The sequence below is a fragment of the Sorangium sp. So ce128 genome (assembly GCF_051525245.1).
GTDB lineage: Bacteria > Myxococcota_A > Polyangia > Polyangiales > Polyangiaceae > Sorangium > Sorangium cellulosum_B.
The window spans coordinates 7,196,189-7,211,500 of the sequence record NZ_CP150313.1; the positions used below are offsets into that span (position 1 = coordinate 7,196,189).

The 15,312-nt window shown below is 71.5% G+C and carries 13 protein-coding genes and 1 tRNA gene; 8 read left to right on the top strand and 6 right to left on the bottom strand.

The window, feature by feature from the left end:
- Position 1: 1 nt before the first annotated feature.
- Both WME82_RS27300 and lon read right to left on the bottom strand, forming a co-directional pair.
- A complete protein-coding gene (locus WME82_RS27300; protein WP_437849982.1) occupies positions 2–1,159 on the bottom strand; it encodes an FHA domain-containing protein in 1,158 nt (385 codons plus the stop codon).
- Positions 1,160–1,434: 275 nt separating this feature from the next.
- Positions 1,435–3,888 (bottom strand): endopeptidase La, encoded by a 2,454-nt coding sequence (gene lon / locus WME82_RS27305; protein WP_437739422.1) that lies wholly within the window; start codon positions 3,886–3,888, stop codon positions 1,435–1,437.
- A gap of 248 nt (positions 3,889–4,136) precedes the next feature.
- Here lon and WME82_RS27310 point away from each other — a divergent pair, with 248 nt between their 5' ends.
- The 3 genes from WME82_RS27310 to fmt all read left to right on the top strand — a co-directional run bounded on the left by WME82_RS27310 (position 4,137) and on the right by fmt (position 6,179).
- Positions 4,137–4,328, top strand: a complete 192-nt coding sequence (locus tag WME82_RS27310) for a hypothetical protein (RefSeq protein ID WP_438037684.1) — start codon at positions 4,137–4,139, stop codon at positions 4,326–4,328.
- Positions 4,329–4,331: 3 nt separating this feature from the next.
- The gene (locus tag WME82_RS27315; protein ID WP_438037685.1) at positions 4,332–5,165 is read left to right on the top strand and encodes a formylglycine-generating enzyme family protein; all 834 of its coding nucleotides are present in this window, start codon (positions 4,332–4,334) and stop codon (positions 5,163–5,165) included.
- Positions 5,166–5,243: 78 nt separating this feature from the next.
- Positions 5,244–6,179 (top strand): methionyl-tRNA formyltransferase, encoded by a 936-nt coding sequence (gene fmt, locus WME82_RS27320; RefSeq protein WP_437739424.1) that lies wholly within the window; start codon positions 5,244–5,246, stop codon positions 6,177–6,179.
- A gap of 80 nt (positions 6,180–6,259) precedes the next feature.
- Here the strand turns inward: fmt and WME82_RS27325 are convergent, their stop codons facing one another.
- The 3 genes from WME82_RS27325 to deoC all read right to left on the bottom strand — a co-directional run bounded on the left by WME82_RS27325 (position 6,260) and on the right by deoC (position 9,775).
- Positions 6,260–7,099, bottom strand: coding sequence for an aldehyde dehydrogenase family protein (locus tag WME82_RS27325; RefSeq protein WP_438044938.1), 840 nt, complete (start codon positions 7,097–7,099; stop codon positions 6,260–6,262).
- A gap of 131 nt (positions 7,100–7,230) precedes the next feature.
- Complete coding sequence (locus WME82_RS27330; RefSeq protein WP_438037686.1) at positions 7,231–8,757, bottom strand: aldehyde dehydrogenase family protein; 1,527 nt, start codon at positions 8,755–8,757, stop codon at positions 7,231–7,233.
- 64 nt (positions 8,758–8,821) lie between these two features.
- Positions 8,822–9,775 (bottom strand): deoxyribose-phosphate aldolase, encoded by a 954-nt coding sequence (deoC, locus tag WME82_RS27335; protein ID WP_438037687.1) that lies wholly within the window; start codon positions 9,773–9,775, stop codon positions 8,822–8,824.
- Between the two features lie 78 nt (positions 9,776–9,853).
- Here deoC and WME82_RS27340 point away from each other — a divergent pair, with 78 nt between their 5' ends.
- From WME82_RS27340 to WME82_RS27360, 5 genes are all read left to right on the top strand, one after another.
- On the top strand, positions 9,854–10,618 hold the full coding sequence (locus tag WME82_RS27340; RefSeq protein ID WP_437739427.1) for a peroxiredoxin: 765 nt from the start codon (positions 9,854–9,856) through the stop codon (positions 10,616–10,618).
- 119 nt (positions 10,619–10,737) lie between these two features.
- Complete coding sequence (locus WME82_RS27345) at positions 10,738–11,697, top strand: alpha/beta fold hydrolase (RefSeq protein ID WP_438037688.1); 960 nt, start codon at positions 10,738–10,740, stop codon at positions 11,695–11,697.
- Positions 11,698–11,745: 48 nt separating this feature from the next.
- Positions 11,746–11,817, top strand: a tRNA-Thr gene (locus WME82_RS27350).
- A 680-nt stretch (positions 11,818–12,497) separates the two neighbouring features.
- Positions 12,498–13,448: a nucleotidyltransferase domain-containing protein gene (locus WME82_RS27355; protein WP_438037689.1), complete on the top strand. Its 951-nt coding sequence runs from the start codon at positions 12,498–12,500 to the stop codon at positions 13,446–13,448.
- On the top strand, positions 13,445–14,044 hold the full coding sequence (locus WME82_RS27360) for a hypothetical protein (protein ID WP_438037690.1): 600 nt from the start codon (positions 13,445–13,447) through the stop codon (positions 14,042–14,044). The genes WME82_RS27355 and WME82_RS27360 overlap by 4 nt, the downstream gene beginning before the upstream one ends.
- 2 nt (positions 14,045–14,046) lie before the next feature.
- On the opposite strand, the gene WME82_RS27365 is transcribed toward WME82_RS27360, so the two are convergent.
- On the bottom strand, positions 14,047–15,309 hold the full coding sequence (locus WME82_RS27365) for a sigma 54-interacting transcriptional regulator (protein WP_438037691.1): 1,263 nt from the start codon (positions 15,307–15,309) through the stop codon (positions 14,047–14,049).
- Positions 15,310–15,312: the final 3 nt, after the last annotated feature.

A 15,312-nucleotide genomic window follows, 5' to 3' on the forward strand; every position in this document is an offset into this window, starting at 1 on the left:
CTCAGGCGACCAGCACCTTCACCACGAACGTCGTGCTCCCGAGGCGCAGCCGGTCGTTGTCGCGCAGCTGCCGGCGCTCGCCCTGTCCGAGGCGCTGCTCGTTGACGAAGGTGCCGTTGCGCGAGCCGTCGTCCTCGATGAAGACCTGACCCGTCGTCGGATCCGCGTGGATCGACGCGTGCCGTGAGGAGGCGCTCGCATCCGCGAGCCCGATCTCCGTCGCGGCGTCCGCCCCGGCGCGCCCCACCTGCGTCCGGCCGCTGTATATCGGCCAGAAGCTGCCTCCAGGATCGTTCTGGAACGTCACGATGAAGCCGACGAGGACACGCGCAGGCTGCGCCGACACCTGCGGCACCGCGCCCGAGACCGCCCCCTGGACGATCGGCGGCGCGACGATCGCTGGCGCCCTGGCCTGAGCGGCCATCGGCACCCCGCCCTGCATCATCATCGGCGGCGGCGCGACTGCGCCTCCCTGCACCATCGGCGGCGGCGCGACCACGCCCCCCTGCACCATCGGCGGCGGCGCGACCGCCCCCCCCTGCACCATCGGCGGCGCGACCAGCCCCGGCGCCCCCGTCGGCACGACCATCGGCGGGGGCGCAACCATCTGCGGAGGCGCGCCGAAGACCGGCGCCGGCGCCACGGGCGGCTGCCCCATCGCCCCACCCATTGACGCGCCAGGCACCATGCCTGGCCCCGGTGCCCCGAGCGCCGGCTGGACCGGCGGGACGCCCGGCGCGTTCATCGGAGGAGACGCCGGCTGCGACGTGAGCCCCGCAGAAGGTGCCGCTCGGGCCCAGGGTGAGACCGGGAAGGGAGCTTCCCCGCCCGTCGAGAAGGGGACGCTTCCGCCCGGCGATGCCGGCACCGAGAGCCCGCCTCCCCCGACCCCGTAGGCCTGAGGAGGAGGCGGATAGGCGCCCTGCGCGCCCCCCGCCGCGTAGCCTGGCGACGCCGCGCCGCCATAACCCGAGACGGCTGGCTGCCCTGGATAGCCCGGCGGGCCAGGCGGAGCATAGGCGCCAGCCCCCGCCTGCACCGGCGGAGGCGCGACCGGAACGGAGGCTCCAGGCGCTGCGCCCGCCACGCTCGTACCGCACATCGAGCAGGCAGCGTCGGTCTCCTTGAGCATCCACGCGCAGTTCGGACACGGCCTCATGCGATCTCGAGGCTACCGATTCGCTTGACATCCGTCGAGGCGAAAGCCGCCCGCAGGCGCGCGCACGCCGCGCAGCTCGGCGCGCGCTGCGCGGGCGACGCGATGCCGCTTCCACGCGCTGCAACGCGAGCGCGCCAAGCTCGCCGAGAGGCGGAGGCGTCCGTCGCTGCCGCGCGGGCGCCTTCACGAAAAAAGCACGAAAAAAGGCGCCGCGCGTTCAAGCCGCGCGGCGCCTCGGAGACAGGTCGCTCAGCGATCGCTGGCGACGGCCGTCATCAGTTGCTGGCGATCGAGCTCTTCTCCGACTTCTCGATCTCCTTCTTCTCGCCGTCCTTCGACTCCTCGGTCGCGGGCGCGGGCTCGGGCAGCCGCTCGAGCGCGGCCTCCAGGACCTGCTCCATCCGGCTGACGAAGAAGAACTGCAGCTCGTCCACGACCTCCTTCGGGACCTCCTCGAGATCCGCTCGGTTGCGCTCGGGGACGATGATGCGCTTGATGCCGGCGCGGTGCGCCGCCAGCACCTTCTCCTTCAGGCCGCCGATCGGGAGCACGCGACCGCGCAGCGTGATCTCGCCCGTCATCGCGACGTCGTGGCGGACCTTGATCCCGGTGAGGAGCGAGACGAGCGCCGTGAACATCGTCACGCCCGCGCTCGGCCCGTCCTTGGGCATCGCGCCGGCGGGGATGTGGATGTGCAGATCGCTCTTCTCGAGGAAGTCCTTCGCGATGCTGAACCTCGCCGCGTTGCTGCGCACGAACGACAGCGCCGCCTGCGCCGACTCCTTCATCACGTCGCCGAGCTGGCCGGTCAGCTGGAGCTTGCCCGTGCCGTACATCCGCGTCGCCTCGATGAAGAGGATCTCGCCGCCGACGCTCGTCCACGCGAGGCCCGTCGCGACGCCGCTCTCGGCGGTGCGCTCCGCGACCTCGCTCGTGTACTTCGCCGGGCCGAGGAACTCATGCAGGTCGTCCTCGTTGTCGACGCGCCGCTTCTGCGTGTCGCCCTCGGCGACCTTCACCGCCACGCCGCGGATGACGCCCGCGATCTGCCGCTCGAGCGACCGGACGCCGGCCTCGCGCGTGTAGTGATCGATGATCTCCTCCAGCGCCTTGTCCGTGACCTCCAGCTGCTCGGTCGTGAGCCCGTGCTCTGACAGCTGCTTCGGGAGCAGGTGCTGCCGCGCGATCGCGAGCTTCTCCTTCCGCGTGTAGCCGGGGATCTCGAGGATCTCCATGCGGTCGCGGAGGGGCGGCGGGATCGGATCCGCCACGTTCGCGGTCGCGACGAACATCACGTGCGACAGGTCGTACGGGATCTCCAGGTAGTGATCCGCGAACGTGTTGTTCTGCTCCGGATCGAGCACCTCGAGCAGCGCCGCCGACGGATCGCCGCGGAAGTCGTGCCCGATCTTGTCGACCTCATCCATCATGAAGACCGGGTTGATCGTCCCCGACTTCTTCATGCCCTGGATGATCTGGCCAGGGAGCGCGCCGACGTAGGTGCGCCGGTGTCCGCGGATCGCCGCCTCGTCGTGCACGCCGCCGAGCGAGACCCGGTGGAACTTGCGGCCGAGGGCGCGCGCGATGCTCCGGCCGAGCGACGTCTTGCCGACGCCGGGAGGCCCGAGCAGGCAGAGGATCGGGCCCTTCTTGTCCTGCTTCAGCTTCCGGACCGCCAGGTACTCGAGGATGCGCTTCTTGACCTTCTCCAGGCCGTAGTGGTCCTCGTCGAGCACCTTGCGGACGCTGCCGATGTCGAGGTTGTCCTGCGTCGACTGCGTCCAGGGCACGTCGAGGATCCAGTCGAGGTACGTCCGCACCACGGTGTACTCGGCCGACCCGACCTGCATCGTGCGCAGCCGCTTCAGCTGCTTCTTCGCGACGGTCTCCGCCTCGGTCGGCAGGTTCGCCTTCGCGATGCGATCCTCGAGCCCGTCGAGATCGCCCTGATCGCCGTCGTCCTCGCCCAGCTCCTCCTTGATGGCCTTGAGCTGCTGGCGCAGCACATACTCGCGCTGGTTCTTGCCCATCTCCTCCTTGATCTGGGAGTTGATGCGCTCGCGCATCTTCAGGATCTCGAGCTGCCGCGTGAGCAGCCGCAGCACCTTGCGGATGCGCTCCTTCACGTCGATCGTCTCGATGAGCTGCGCCTTCTCCTCGACCGGAGCGTCGAGGTTCGCCGCGACGAGATCGGCGAGCGCGCCGGGCGCCTGGATGGAGTCGATGAGCGAGCCCGCTTCGCGCGGGAGCTCCGGCATCAGCTGGATGACCTGCTTCGCGATGTCGCGCAGGCTCATCGCCAGCGCCTCCGCCTCGACGTCCTCCGTCGCCGGCTCGTCCATGCGGCGGATCTTGGCGCGCAGGTACGGCGTGTGGGCCGTGACGCTATCGAGCCTGATCCGCGTGAGGCCCTGCAAGATCAACGAGTAGTTGCCCGAGCTGTGCTTCAGCGCCTTCAGCACGCGCGCGGCGCAGCCCATCGGGTACAGGTCCTCCGCCCCGGGATCGTCGGTCGACGGATCGCGCTGGGCGAAGATCGCGATGACCGGGCCGGGGAGGTTGTCGACATCCTCCACCAGCGCGACCGACTTCTCGCGGCCGACATCGAAGGGCGCGACGGCGCCCGGGAACAGCACCGCATTGCGGATCGGCAGAACCGGCAGCTCGTCGCCGAAGACGACCTCTTCCTCGGAGCGCGGCGGCATCGGCGGGTTCTTTTTCTCGGACATGGCGATCTCCTCTAGGCACCCGACCGGGGGAGGTAAACCCCTTCATCAACACGCAGCCGGGCCGCGCGGCCACCGCGCGCCCCGGTCATCTTGGCTTGCATCCAGACGGATGCGGATGGTGCAACGCGGAGCCCTGCTGGCAGCTCTTGGTGGAAGACAGCCCGCGAGGCTACGGGAACTCACCATAGACACGGCGCATGCCGCGTGCCACAGCCCTGGCCATTTTTTTGAATGAGGATACGCTGCCGGTGGTCAGCTCCGACTCCGACCTGCAGCGCTCGCTCGTCACGCTCGTCACCACCTGGCGCGCGCGGCGCGGCGCAGGATCCTCGGCGGCCGGGTCAACGCGGCGCGCGGAGGAGGCGCGCCTCGGCCTTGCCGCGCGCCGCGGCGAGGCCGAGGCTGCGCCCGGCACGGAGCGACACCCTGGCCCTCGCTGAACGATGATCGATCCCCTGCTCGGCCTCGGTGCGCTCGCGATCGCGATGCTCGGCCTGCCGGCGGCGCCGTCGCTCGATCCAGGGCCCAGCCCGGCGTGCCCGGCGGACATGCGGCTCGTCACCGGCACGCACCGCGACGAGGTGCAGCACGTCTGCGTGGAGCCGGTCAAGAGCGGCAAGGCGACCCACTGCTTCGCGTACTGGGAGGACATCACGGCCGAGGAGGGGCCGTCGACCGAGATCTCCGTGTGCATGGACCAGTTCGAGGCGCCGAACCAGCGGGGGGCGAAGCCGCTCGTCATGCAGTCGTTCGAGACGGCGACCGCGTGGTGCGCCGCGCGCGGCAAGCGGGTGTGCGCCGAGCAGGAGTGGGAGCTCGCGTGCGAGGGCCCCGAGCGGCGTCCCCTCGCCTACGGCTGGCGCGTGGACAAGGCGGTCTGCAACAGCGGCAAGGCCTGGCGGCCGGTCGACGAGCGGAAGCTCGGCGCCTCCGGCGAGGCGGCGCAGCGCGAGGTCGAGCGGCTCTGGCAGGGCGCGCCGAGCGGCTCCCATCCCGGGTGCGCCTCGACCTTCGGCGTCTTCGACATGATGGGCAACGTCGAGGAGTGGGTCGCCTCGCGCCGCGGCCGCCGGTGGCCAGGCGCGCTCATGGGCGGCTTCTGGGCCAAGCCGTGGACGGGCTGCCGCGGGACGAACGACGCGCACGATCCGAAGTTCGTGTTCTACGAGACCGGCTTCCGCTGCTGCGCCGATCCGCGCTCAGCGCTCCCTTTGCGCGGCGCGGCGGCGCCCGTGGCGGACGAAGAGCGCGGCGGGCGCCGAGCGCCCGGGCCCTGAGGCCGAGCCTCCACGGCGGCGCTCGCCGCGAGCGAAGAAGGCGGCACGACGGGCGCAGGTCCTGCTAGAAGCCAGGGCGTGCGCGCCCTGTTCTTCGGTACCCCCGCCATCGCCGTGCCGTCGCTCGAGGCGCTCGCGTCGATCGCGGACGTCGTCGGCGTCGTCTGTCAGCCGGATCGGCCGGCCGGCCGCGGGCTCGAGCTGAAGGCGCCGCCGGTGAAGGTGAAGGCGCTGGAGCTCGGCGTGCCCGTGGTGCAGCCCGAGAAGGTCCGCACGCCCGAGTTCGCCGCGTGGGTCGCGGGCGCCGGAGCGGACGTCGCGCTGGTGATCGCCTACGGGCGCATCCTGCCGAAGGCGGTGCTCGAGGCGCCGCGGCGCGGCTGCATGAACCTGCACGCGTCGATCCTGCCGCGCTACCGCGGCGCCGCGCCGATCACCTGGGCGATCGTCGGGGGCGAGGCCGAGACGGGCATCTCGCTGATGCAGATGGACGAGGGCATGGACACGGGGCCCGTCTACGCGGTGCGCCGGACGGCGATCGGCCCGGACACGACCGCCGACGAGCTCGCGATCGATCTCGGGGCGCTCGCCGCGCGCGTCGTGCGCGAGGACCTCCGCCGCGCGGTGGACGGCGAGCTCGCGCCGACGCCGCAGGACCACGAGGCGGCGACGCACGCGGCGCTCCTGAAGAAGGAAGACGGGCGCATCCGGTGGGAGCGGAGCGCCCGGCAGATCCACGACCACATCCGGGGGATGACCTCGTGGCCAGGCGCCTTCACGACGATCGACGGCAAGACGCTGAAGGTGCTGGCCGCGCATGTCGAGAGCGAGGCCGACCAGGCCGGCGCGCCGCCGGGGACCGTGGTGATGGCCGGCCGCAGCGTCGTGATCGTCGCCTGCGGCGCGGGCGCGATCCAGATCGTGCGAGCACAGGCCGAGGGGCGGAAGCCGCTCGCGGCGGCGGACCTCGTCGCCGGGCGGACGCTCCAGACGGGGATGGTGCTCGGTCGTTGAGCGCCCCGGGCGCCGTTCACGGCGCCCCGTCGATGAGCGCGGCCCGCGTCACGGCGCCCGGTCGTTGAGCGCCGCCCGCGTCACGGCCCGGCCGGGTGCCAGATCGTCTTCAGCTCGACGAACCGCTCGATCCAGCGGGGGGACGTCGCCGCCCTGTCGTCGAACCACTCCGCTTCGCCGAGCGATCGGGCGCGCACCCGCTTGACGCTGGCCGCGGCCGCCTCCTCGAGGCGCTTCGTCAGCGCCGCGTCCACGCCGTGCAGATCGAGCGCGGCGACGTCCATGTGCGCGGCGAGGTGCGGCAGCACCTCCGCGAGCTGGCCGGTGAGGACGTTGACGACGCCGCCCGGGAGATCGCTCGTGGCGAGCGCCTCGCCGAAGACGAGCGCCGTGCGCGGATCCGCCTCGCTCGCGAGCACGACGCAGGTGTTGCCGGCGGTGATCACCGGCAGGAGAGCGCCCGCGAGGCCGAGCAGCGCCGGCCGCGGCGGCGCCGCGATGACGACGACCCCCATCGGCTCGGGCACCGTGAAGGTGAAGTGCGGGCCGGACACGGGGTTCAGGCTCGCGAAGAGGCTCTGGTACTTGTCGGCCCAGCCCGCATAAGCGACCGCGCGATCGATCGCCGCCAGGACCTCGCGCTCGGCGGCGCCTGCGCCCTGCCCGCCGCGCTCGAGCGAGGCCGCGAGCTCCGCGCGCCGCGCCTCGAGCATCTCGGCGAGGCGGTAGAGGATCTGCCCGCGGTTGTACGCGGCGCGCGCGGACCAGCCGCCGAGCGCGCCGGCCGCCGCGAGCACGGCGTCGCGCCCGTCCTTGCGCGAGGCGCGCGGGATGTTCTCGACCGCCCCCGCGCCTCCGTGATCGCGCACCTGCGTGTACCTCCCGGACTCCGAGCGCACGAACGCGCCGCCAACGAACATCTTGTACGCCTTGCGCACGCCGACCCGCGCGCGCGCCTCGCCCGGAGGAGCGTCGAGCGCAGCCGCGCCGGCGCAATCCCCGATCGACGTGCACCCCTCGTCGCCGCCGCTGTCCTGGTCGCCGAGCGCCATCAGTCCACCTCGAGGTAGGCGAGCAGCCCCTGGCGCCCGCCCTCGCGGCCGAAGCCGCTCTCCTTGTAGCCGCCGAACGGCGCGCTGGGATCGAACTTGTTGAAGGTGTTCGCCCAGACGACGCCGGCGCGGAGTCGCTGCGCGACCCAGAAGCTCTTCGAGCCCTTGCCGGTCCAGACGCCCGCCGACAGCCCGTACATCGTGTTGTTCGCCTTCTCGATCGCCTCCTCGGGCGTGCGGAAGGTCAAGATCGAGAGCACCGGGCCGAAGATCTCCTCGCGCGCGATCCGGTGCGACTGCGCGACGCCCGTGAAGAGCGTCGGCGCGAACCAGTAGCCCCGCTGCGGGAGCGCGCAGCTCACCGAGAAGCGCGCGGCCCCCTCGCGCTCCCCCGCCGCCACGAGCTCCTCGATCTTCGCGAGCTGCGCCCGCGAGTTGATGGCGCCCACGTCCGTGTTCTTGTCGAGCGGATCGCCGACGCGCAGCGTCCCCATGCGCTCGCGCAGCTTGAAGAGGAGCGCGTCGTGGACGCTCTCCTCGACCAGGAGGCGCGAGCCCGCGCAGCAGACGTGGCCCTGGTTGAAGAAGATGCCGCCGATGATCCCCTCGACGGCCTGATCGAGCGGCGCGTCCTCGAACACGATGTTCGCGGCCTTGCCGCCGAGCTCGAGGGTGAGCCGCTTCCCGGTGCCGGCGAGCGCGCGCTGGATGCGCTTGCCGACCTCGGTCGACCCGGTGAACGCGACCTTGTCGACCCCAGGGTGGCCGACGACCGCGGCGCCGGTCGCGCCGGCGCCCGTGACCACGTTGACGACGCCGGGCGGGAGATCGGCCTCCTCGATGATCTTCGCGAGGAGCAGCGCGGTGAGCGGCGTCGTCTCGGCGGGCTTGAGGACGCACGTGTTGCCCGCCGCGAGCGCCGGGGCGAGCTTCCACGCCGCCATGAGCAGCGGGAAGTTCCACGGGATCACCTGGCCCGCGACGCCGAGCGGCCGGGGGTCGCGCCCCGGGAAGGCGTGCTCGAGCTTGTCCGCCCAGCCCGCGTGGTAGAAGAAGTGCGCGGCCGCGAGCGGGAGATCGACGTCGCGGGACTCCTTGATGGGCTTGCCCCCGTCGAGCGACTCGGCGACGGCGAGCTCGCGCGCCTTCTCCTGGAGGGCCCGGGCGACGCGGTAGAGGTACTTGCCGCGATCGAGCGGGCGCATGCGCGACCAGTGCTTCTCGTACGCGGCCCGCGCCGCCTGCACGGCGAGATCGACGTCCTGCTCCGAGGCCTCGGCGAACTCGCAGAGCTTCTCCTCGGTCGACGGGCTGATGCTGTCGAGGTAGCGGCCCGAGGCCGGAGCGCGCCACGCGCCGCCGATGAAGAGCTCGTACCGCGGCGCGATCTTCACGTGGTCGCGCCCCTCGGGCGCCGGCGCGTAGCGCCAGGCATCGCCGAACACGACGGCCGCGTCGCGCGCCGCGGTCGCGTCCCGGGGCGAGCCCCCGTCGCCGCCAGCCGCGGCGGTGCTGTTGTCGCTCATGCGGCGCACTTTACGCCCGCGGCCGCGCGTTGAACACCGACGCGGGCCCGCCCTCGCGGCGCGGTCAGTCCTTGCTGAAATGGTCCCCGCTCTGGTAGGCGCCCGTCCGCTCCTTCTCGAGCTGCATGAGCACGTCGTTGAGGAGCGTCGACGCGCCGAAGCGGAACAGGTCGCTCGTGAGCCAGGCGTCGCCGAGGGTCTCCTTGACCAGCACGAGGTAGTGGAGCGCCTGCTTCGCGGTGCGGATCCCGCCGGCCGGCTTCATCCCGACGCGCCGCCCGGTCGCCTGCGCGTGATCGCGGATCGCCTCCAGCATCACCAGCGTCACCGGAGGCGTCGCCGCCGGCGTGATCTTCCCGGTCGAGGTCTTGATGAAGTCGGCGCCCGCGAGCATCGCGATGCGGCTCGCCTTGCGGACGCGATCGTAGGTCCCGAGCTCGCCCGTCTCCAGGATCACCTTGAGGTGCGCGTGCCCGCACGCCTCCTTGGTCGCGGCGATCTCGTCGTACACCGCGCGGTACTCGCCGGAGAGCATCGCGCCGCGGTCGATCACCATGTCGATCTCGTCGGCGCCGAGCTCGACCGCCTGGCGGACGTCGGCGAGCTTGACGGCGAGCGTGGAGAGGCCGCTCGGGAAGGCGGTCGCCACACTGGCCACCTTGACCGCCGAGCCCGAGACCGCTCGCTTCGCCACGGAGACGAGCTTGGGATAGACGCACACCGCCGCACAGGAAGGGATGTCCACGCGCTCGTGGGGTCGAAGCGCCTTCTGACAGAGCTGCTCAACTTTTCCCGGGGAGTCTTTCCCCTCGAGGGTGGTGAGGTCCATCATCGAGATGGCGAGCTTGAGGCCGGCGACCTTGGCGGGGCCTTTGATGCTCCTTTTGCCGAGCCCGGCGGCTCGCTCTTCGACCATGACCTTATCCACGGTGGGCGAAGAGAAATCGGGGTAGGTGACCTCCCTGCCCTGGCGCACCACGCCGGGCGCGGCGCCGCTGTCGTTTCCGAAGATCGCCATCGGCCTCGTCTCCTGGCGCGGGAACGTACCAGAAGCGTCGGATCGATCCTACCGAGTGCGTGCTAACGTGGCGCTCTGATGAAGAGACGCTTCCCGATTGCCGTCGTTTTTGTCGTACTTGCTGTCGTCTTTGCCTTTGCCTCGCTGCTCGGGTGTGGCGCGGCCGAGCGACCCGATGGTGGACAAGGGCTGATCCCGGTCGGCGCGACGGCGCCCGACGTGTTCGCCGCGGATCAGCACGGCGCGATCCAGCGGCTGTCCGATCAGCGGGGTCGGGCCGTGGTCGTGTACTTCTATCCGAAGGACGGGACGCCTGGCTGCACCGAGGAGGCGTGCGCGTTCCGCGACGCGTGGGACCGGTTCAAGCAGGCCAACGTGCAGGTCTTCGGCGTGTCTTCCGACACCCGCGAGTCGCACGAGAAGTTCGCGACCGAGAACAAGCTGCCGTTCCCGATCCTGGTCGACACCGATCACGCGTGGGCCACGGCGTTCGGCGTGCCGATGCGGCTCGGTGCGACGGCGCGCGTGACGTTCCTCGTCGATCCGGACGGCAAGATCGCGAAGGTCTATCCGGACGTGGATCCCGGGGTGCACGCGGACGAGGTGCTGAAGGACGCCGCGCAGCTCACGGGCGCCGCGCTCCCGGTCGCGCCAGCGGCGTCGGGCAGCGCAGCGCCGGCCGGAGCGGACACCGCGGCGCCTGCCGCCACCGGGGCGGCGCCCGCGGCGGCGCCTGCGGGAGCGGCGGAGCCGGCCACGGCCGCTCCGGTGGCGACGGGGACGATGCTGCCCCCGGCGGCCCCCGCGGCGCCCCCGGCGAAAGGTCCGCCGGCGAGGCGGTGACGCGCGCGCACGCGGCGCAGGAGCGCCGGCGGGTCGCGCGCTGACCGCGCGGGCCGCGCGGAGGGCTGACGGGAGATCTGCAGACGGGAGCGCGCGTGGTGCGTAGGTCGTCGGAATTTTTGAACACCAACGGGTTGGATCTCTGCGTCCATCGCTTCCGCGACGACCACCCGCAGCCGACGGGCCTCACGCTGCTGCTGCTCCACGGCTTCCTCGACGCCGGGAGCACGTGGGACCTCGTGGCCGAGCCGCTCGCGCGGGCGGGGCACGATGTCGTCGCGCCGGACCTGCGCGGGTTCGGCCGGAGCGCCCGCGTCGGCGCGGGCAGCTACTACTACTTCCCCGACTACATCGCCGACGTCGCGGCGCTCGTGGACGCGCTCGCGCCGGCGCGCCTCGGCGTGGTGGGCCACTCGATGGGCGGCGCGGTCGCCGTGTACTACGCGGGCGCGTGCCCCGGCCGCGTCGAGCGCCTGGCGCTGCTCGAAGGCGTGGGGCCGCCGGCGAGCGGCCCCGAGGTCGCCGTCGTGCGCGTCGAGGCGTGGCTGCGCCAGATGGCGGAGCTCGATCGCGCGCCGCGGAAGCTCTCGTCGATGCAGGACGCGATCGCGCGGCTCGTGGCGAACCACCCGCGCGTGCCGCGCGACGTGCTGGCGACGCGCGCGCCGCTGCTCACGCGGGAAGAGCCGGACGGCGGGCTCGCGTGGGCGTACGATCCGATGCACCGGACGACCTCGCCGCTGCTGTTCCAGGTGGAGGCGTTCATGACGTTCCTTGAGCGCATCGCGTGCCCGACGCTGCTCGTGAGCGGCGGGCCGACGGGGTGGCACCCGGGGGACGAAGCGGAGCGGGTGGCGAGACTCAAGCGCGCGGAGCACGTCGAGCTGCCGGAGGCCGGGCACATGATGCACTGGTCGGCGGCGGCGGAGCTAGCGGAGCGGCTGGGCGAGTTCTTCGCGGCGGGAGGCGGCGCCGGGGATGCGGCGGGGCAGGGAATCAGGGAGGCAGCCGAGGCAGCCGAAGCCGCGGCAGCAGCGAGCGAAACCGGGTCGCTCGAGGACGGAAATAAAAGAGCTTGACTCGGCAGGGCGAGTGGGTAATCTGCGCGCCTCCTCGACGAGAGGCATGCCACCTTAGCTCAGTGGTAGAGCAACGGTTTCGTAAACCGTAGGTCTCGGGTTCAAGTCCCGAAGGTGGCTCAACGTGAATGCCAGCGTGTTCGCTGCCCTGTGGGCGAGCAGGAGGCCGCTGGCCCTGGGTGGTCTGAGCAACGCGACGAGCTCTGTGGCTGGGGAGCTCGTGAAGCCGAGATCTACGGTTCACGAAACCGTAGCTCTACCGGCCGGCGTTCCAGATAGCGCGCCTCTGCGGGGCGCGCTGGTGCAGTCGCTTCTTGTCGCTCGATGTCGAGCGCCCCCTGCGGACGTCGCCTTCCGGCGGTGGAGAACTTCGCCGCCGCTCCAAGGCGGAGGCTCCCACGAGCTCGTCCAGAGAGCGACGGCGAGCTCCGTCAGGGCGCAGCGCAGACGGAGCTCGTGACGAAGCGCGCAGGGAGACTGCTGGCCGCAAAGGCCGTGGGCCACGAGGCTGGAACTTTACGACCGTCGTCGAGTCCTTTTCGAGGCGTCGCAGGTCTATCGCCTCGACGGTTCGCCACCTTGCCTTCGGGCCTGCTCTGATCGCGAACAGCTCGCCGCCTGATCGCGATCCGCCTCTAGCCCGCTCCCAGACGAGCATTTCCGTGGATTTCGCCCCCGATCGAGCCGGCACGACGGGTGCTGAAGAGCCCGGCTGGGTGCGACGGGCTCGTGCCTGTGCCGGAGCGATGGGTGCTCTGCATTCAGGGCAGGCTCGGGGCGCACCCAGGACGGGATGAACCATGTCGAGGAACTGGGATCAGACGCTCAAGGAGTGGGCCGAGACGATCGACGCCACCGACGAGGAGCGGGGTAGCCGCGCCTGCGAGGCCATCAAGAAGGCGATTCGCAGCGCGTCGAACCTGAAGCACAAGACGATCGATGTCTCCGTCACCGGCTCCTACCGGAACAACACCAACACGCGCACCGACAGCGACATCGACGTAGCCGTCGTGCTGCACGACGTTGCCTTCCACGCATTTCCCGCCGACGGCTCGGTGACGCAGAAAATGCTCGGGATCCAGGGTTCGGACTACTCTTTCGACTCCTTCCGCAACGACGTCGAGGCGGCGCTCCGGGCCGAGTTCGGCGCCAGCAGCGTCGCCGCCGGAAACAAGGCTTTCGACGTCCGCGCTTCCGGCGCTCGGCTCGACGCCGACGTGGCGGTGTTCCTGAAACACCGCCGCTATACCGGCAGGAAGACTGCAGTTGGAGAGTGGGAATACTTCGATGGCGTCGAGCTGCGCCCGCGCAACGCGCCCACACTGCGCATCATCAACTGGCCGGACCAGCACTACAAGCGCGGCGTCGCAAAGAACGACGCGACCAACAGGCGGTTCAAGCGCTTGGTCCGCATCTTCAAGCACCTGCGCGCCGACATGGCAGCGCAGGGAGATGCCGGGCAAAAGAGCGCCGCCGGACAGGTGAGCTCGTTCGTCCTCGAGTGCCTCGTCCACAACGTACCGGACACGCACTTCAACCAGGAGGATGGTGGTTATATGAAGGACACGAAGGCCGTCCTGAGCTGGCTGCTGCGCGCCACCCAGCCCGGCTCCGAGAGCTCTTCGCTGACCGAGGTGAGCGGGATGCAGCCGCTCTTCCACGGGCCGGCGCGGCGGACGCCAGAGCAGGCCTATGCGTTCCTGAAGGCGGCATGGCCGCGGGTTCGTGGCACGGAGCCGCTCCCCCGATGAACCGCGCGTCGCTCACGATCCTCGTGCTCCTCGGTGCCGCCATCTGGGCGCTCTCCCTGAGCGGGCATGGCTGGGTCCTGCCGCTGTCGTTCTTCACCCCCCTGTCGGCCGTGGTGTCGGCGATGTCCGTCATGATTCTGCTCTGGGACGTGTGGCTGTGGCGGCTCGGCCTGCTGCATCCCTGGCCGGTGAGCAGGCCCGTTCTGCGGGGCACCTGGCGAGGCGAGCTCACGCCCGCGAAGGGCGAGGCGCGCACCATCTTCCTCGTCCTCGACCAGGCGTTCTCCAGGATCGAGACCCGGACCTTCACCGCCGAGTCCCGCTCCGCGAGCATCGCCGCGCGTCTCGACAAGGTGGACGGCGAGTTCCTGCTCGCGGCCATCTACCGCAACGATCCTGACCTGCTCCTCCATGAGCGCAGCCGTATTCACCGCGGGGCCGTGTGTCTCTGGGTCCACGGGCCCAACCCCACGGAGCTCAGCGGCTGGTACTGGACCGACCGGGACACGAAGGGACAGCTCCGCTTCGAGCGCGTCTCCCGGCAGCTCTCGAGCGACTTCGCGAGCGCCACCGCCCTCGCCGCGCCCTCGGCGTAGGTTCAGGCCAGCCCCAGCAGCCTGCGCAGCTTGCCCCGCGATACGCCGAGCCGGCGCGCCGCCTCCGACTGGTTGTCCCTGCACTCCGCGAGCACCTGCTCCGCCGCCTCCCGGGTCAGCGCCACCCGGGCGGCGAGCGGGCCGAGCACCCGCTCGACCGCGTGCTGCGTGAGCGGCGCCGAAGGGCCGATCATCGCCGCGAGGCGATCCACGTCACGCACGTTCGCCGGCCACCTCTCCAGCATGAGCCGCTCGACCGCCTCCACCTCGGTCTCCCGCGGATCGAAGGGCGCGCCCCGCCGCTCGCGCAACGCCTGGAGCACGGCAAAGACGTCCTCTGGCCGCTCCCGCAGCGGCAGGAGATCGATCCGAACGAGGAACCGCGCCAGGAGGTCGCGACGGAACGCGCCCCGCTCCACCATCGCCTCGAGAGCCCGGTTCGTGGCGGCGATGAGCGCCACCTCGACCCGGGCCGGACGGTCCTCGCCCACCGGGAGGATCTCGCGGTTCTCGAGCAGGCGCAGGATCTTCGGCTGCACCTCGAGCGGCAGCTCGCCGATCTCGTCGAGGAACACGGCGCCCCCCTGGTGCGCCCGGAGCACGCCGCGGCTATCGCCCACAGCGCCGGAGTAGGCGCCCCTCTTCCAGCCGAAGAGCTGGCCTTCAAAGACGCTTGCGGGGATCCCCGCGACGTTGACGGCCGCGAACGGCTTGCCCCGGCGCCCGAGGGCCTCGACGACGGCCTCGGCGAGGAGCTCTTTGCCCGTGCCGGTCTCGCCCTGGAGGAGCACGTTGACCTCGCGACGCGCGGCCAGCGCGAGGAGCTCCGCGCGCACCGCGGTGAGCCCCCACGGGCCCACGAGGCGACCGAGCGGCGGCGCTGGCGACAGGGTGCCGGTGAAGGCCTCGCGGTAGACCAGAAGCGTTTTGCCGAGGCGCACGACGTCGCCGTCATCGAGGCCCATCCGCTGCCGTGCGCGGAGCGGAACGCCATTGAGGAACGTGCCGTTGCGCGAGCCGACGTCCTCGACCTGAAGGCGACCTCCCGTCCGGGAGAAGCTGAGGTGCCGGCCCGACACCTCGGCGTCAGGGAGGCCTGCGGACACGAGCCAGGCGCGGCCGACGACCTCGCCGGACGCGGGGATAGGCAGGGCCACGGCCCCGGGGAAGGCCGCGAGGAGAACGGGGTGACCGCACTCCCCGTCGCCCGCCGACGGGGGCCGGTGCTCCTCGGTCGTGGGCTGGGAACGGCTGTCGGCGCGCATGGC

What these genes read in the sequence shown, in the direction of transcription:
- WME82_RS27300 (WP_437849982.1), bottom strand. Translation starts at nt 1,159, where the DNA reads ATGAGGCCGTGTCCGAACTGCGCGTGGATGCTCAAGGAGACCGACGCT.
- lon (WP_437739422.1), bottom strand. Translation starts at nt 3,888, where the DNA reads ATGTCCGAGAAAAAGAACCCGCCGATGCCGCCGCGCTCCGAGGAAGAG.
- WME82_RS27315 (WP_438037685.1), top strand. Translation starts at nt 4,332, where the DNA reads ATGATCGATCCCCTGCTCGGCCTCGGTGCGCTCGCGATCGCGATGCTC.
- WME82_RS27325 (WP_438044938.1), bottom strand. Translation starts at nt 7,099, where the DNA reads ATGTTCGTTGGCGGCGCGTTCGTGCGCTCGGAGTCCGGGAGGTACACG.
- WME82_RS27330 (WP_438037686.1), bottom strand. Translation starts at nt 8,757, where the DNA reads ATGAGCGACAACAGCACCGCCGCGGCTGGCGGCGACGGGGGCTCGCCC.
- deoC (WP_438037687.1), bottom strand. Translation starts at nt 9,775, where the DNA reads ATGGCGATCTTCGGAAACGACAGCGGCGCCGCGCCCGGCGTGGTGCGC.
- WME82_RS27340 (WP_437739427.1), top strand. Translation starts at nt 9,854, where the DNA reads ATGAAGAGACGCTTCCCGATTGCCGTCGTTTTTGTCGTACTTGCTGTC.
- WME82_RS27355 (WP_438037689.1), top strand. Translation starts at nt 12,498, where the DNA reads ATGTCGAGGAACTGGGATCAGACGCTCAAGGAGTGGGCCGAGACGATC.
- WME82_RS27360 (WP_438037690.1), top strand. Translation starts at nt 13,445, where the DNA reads ATGAACCGCGCGTCGCTCACGATCCTCGTGCTCCTCGGTGCCGCCATC.
- WME82_RS27365 (WP_438037691.1), bottom strand. Translation starts at nt 15,309, where the DNA reads ATGCGCGCCGACAGCCGTTCCCAGCCCACGACCGAGGAGCACCGGCCC.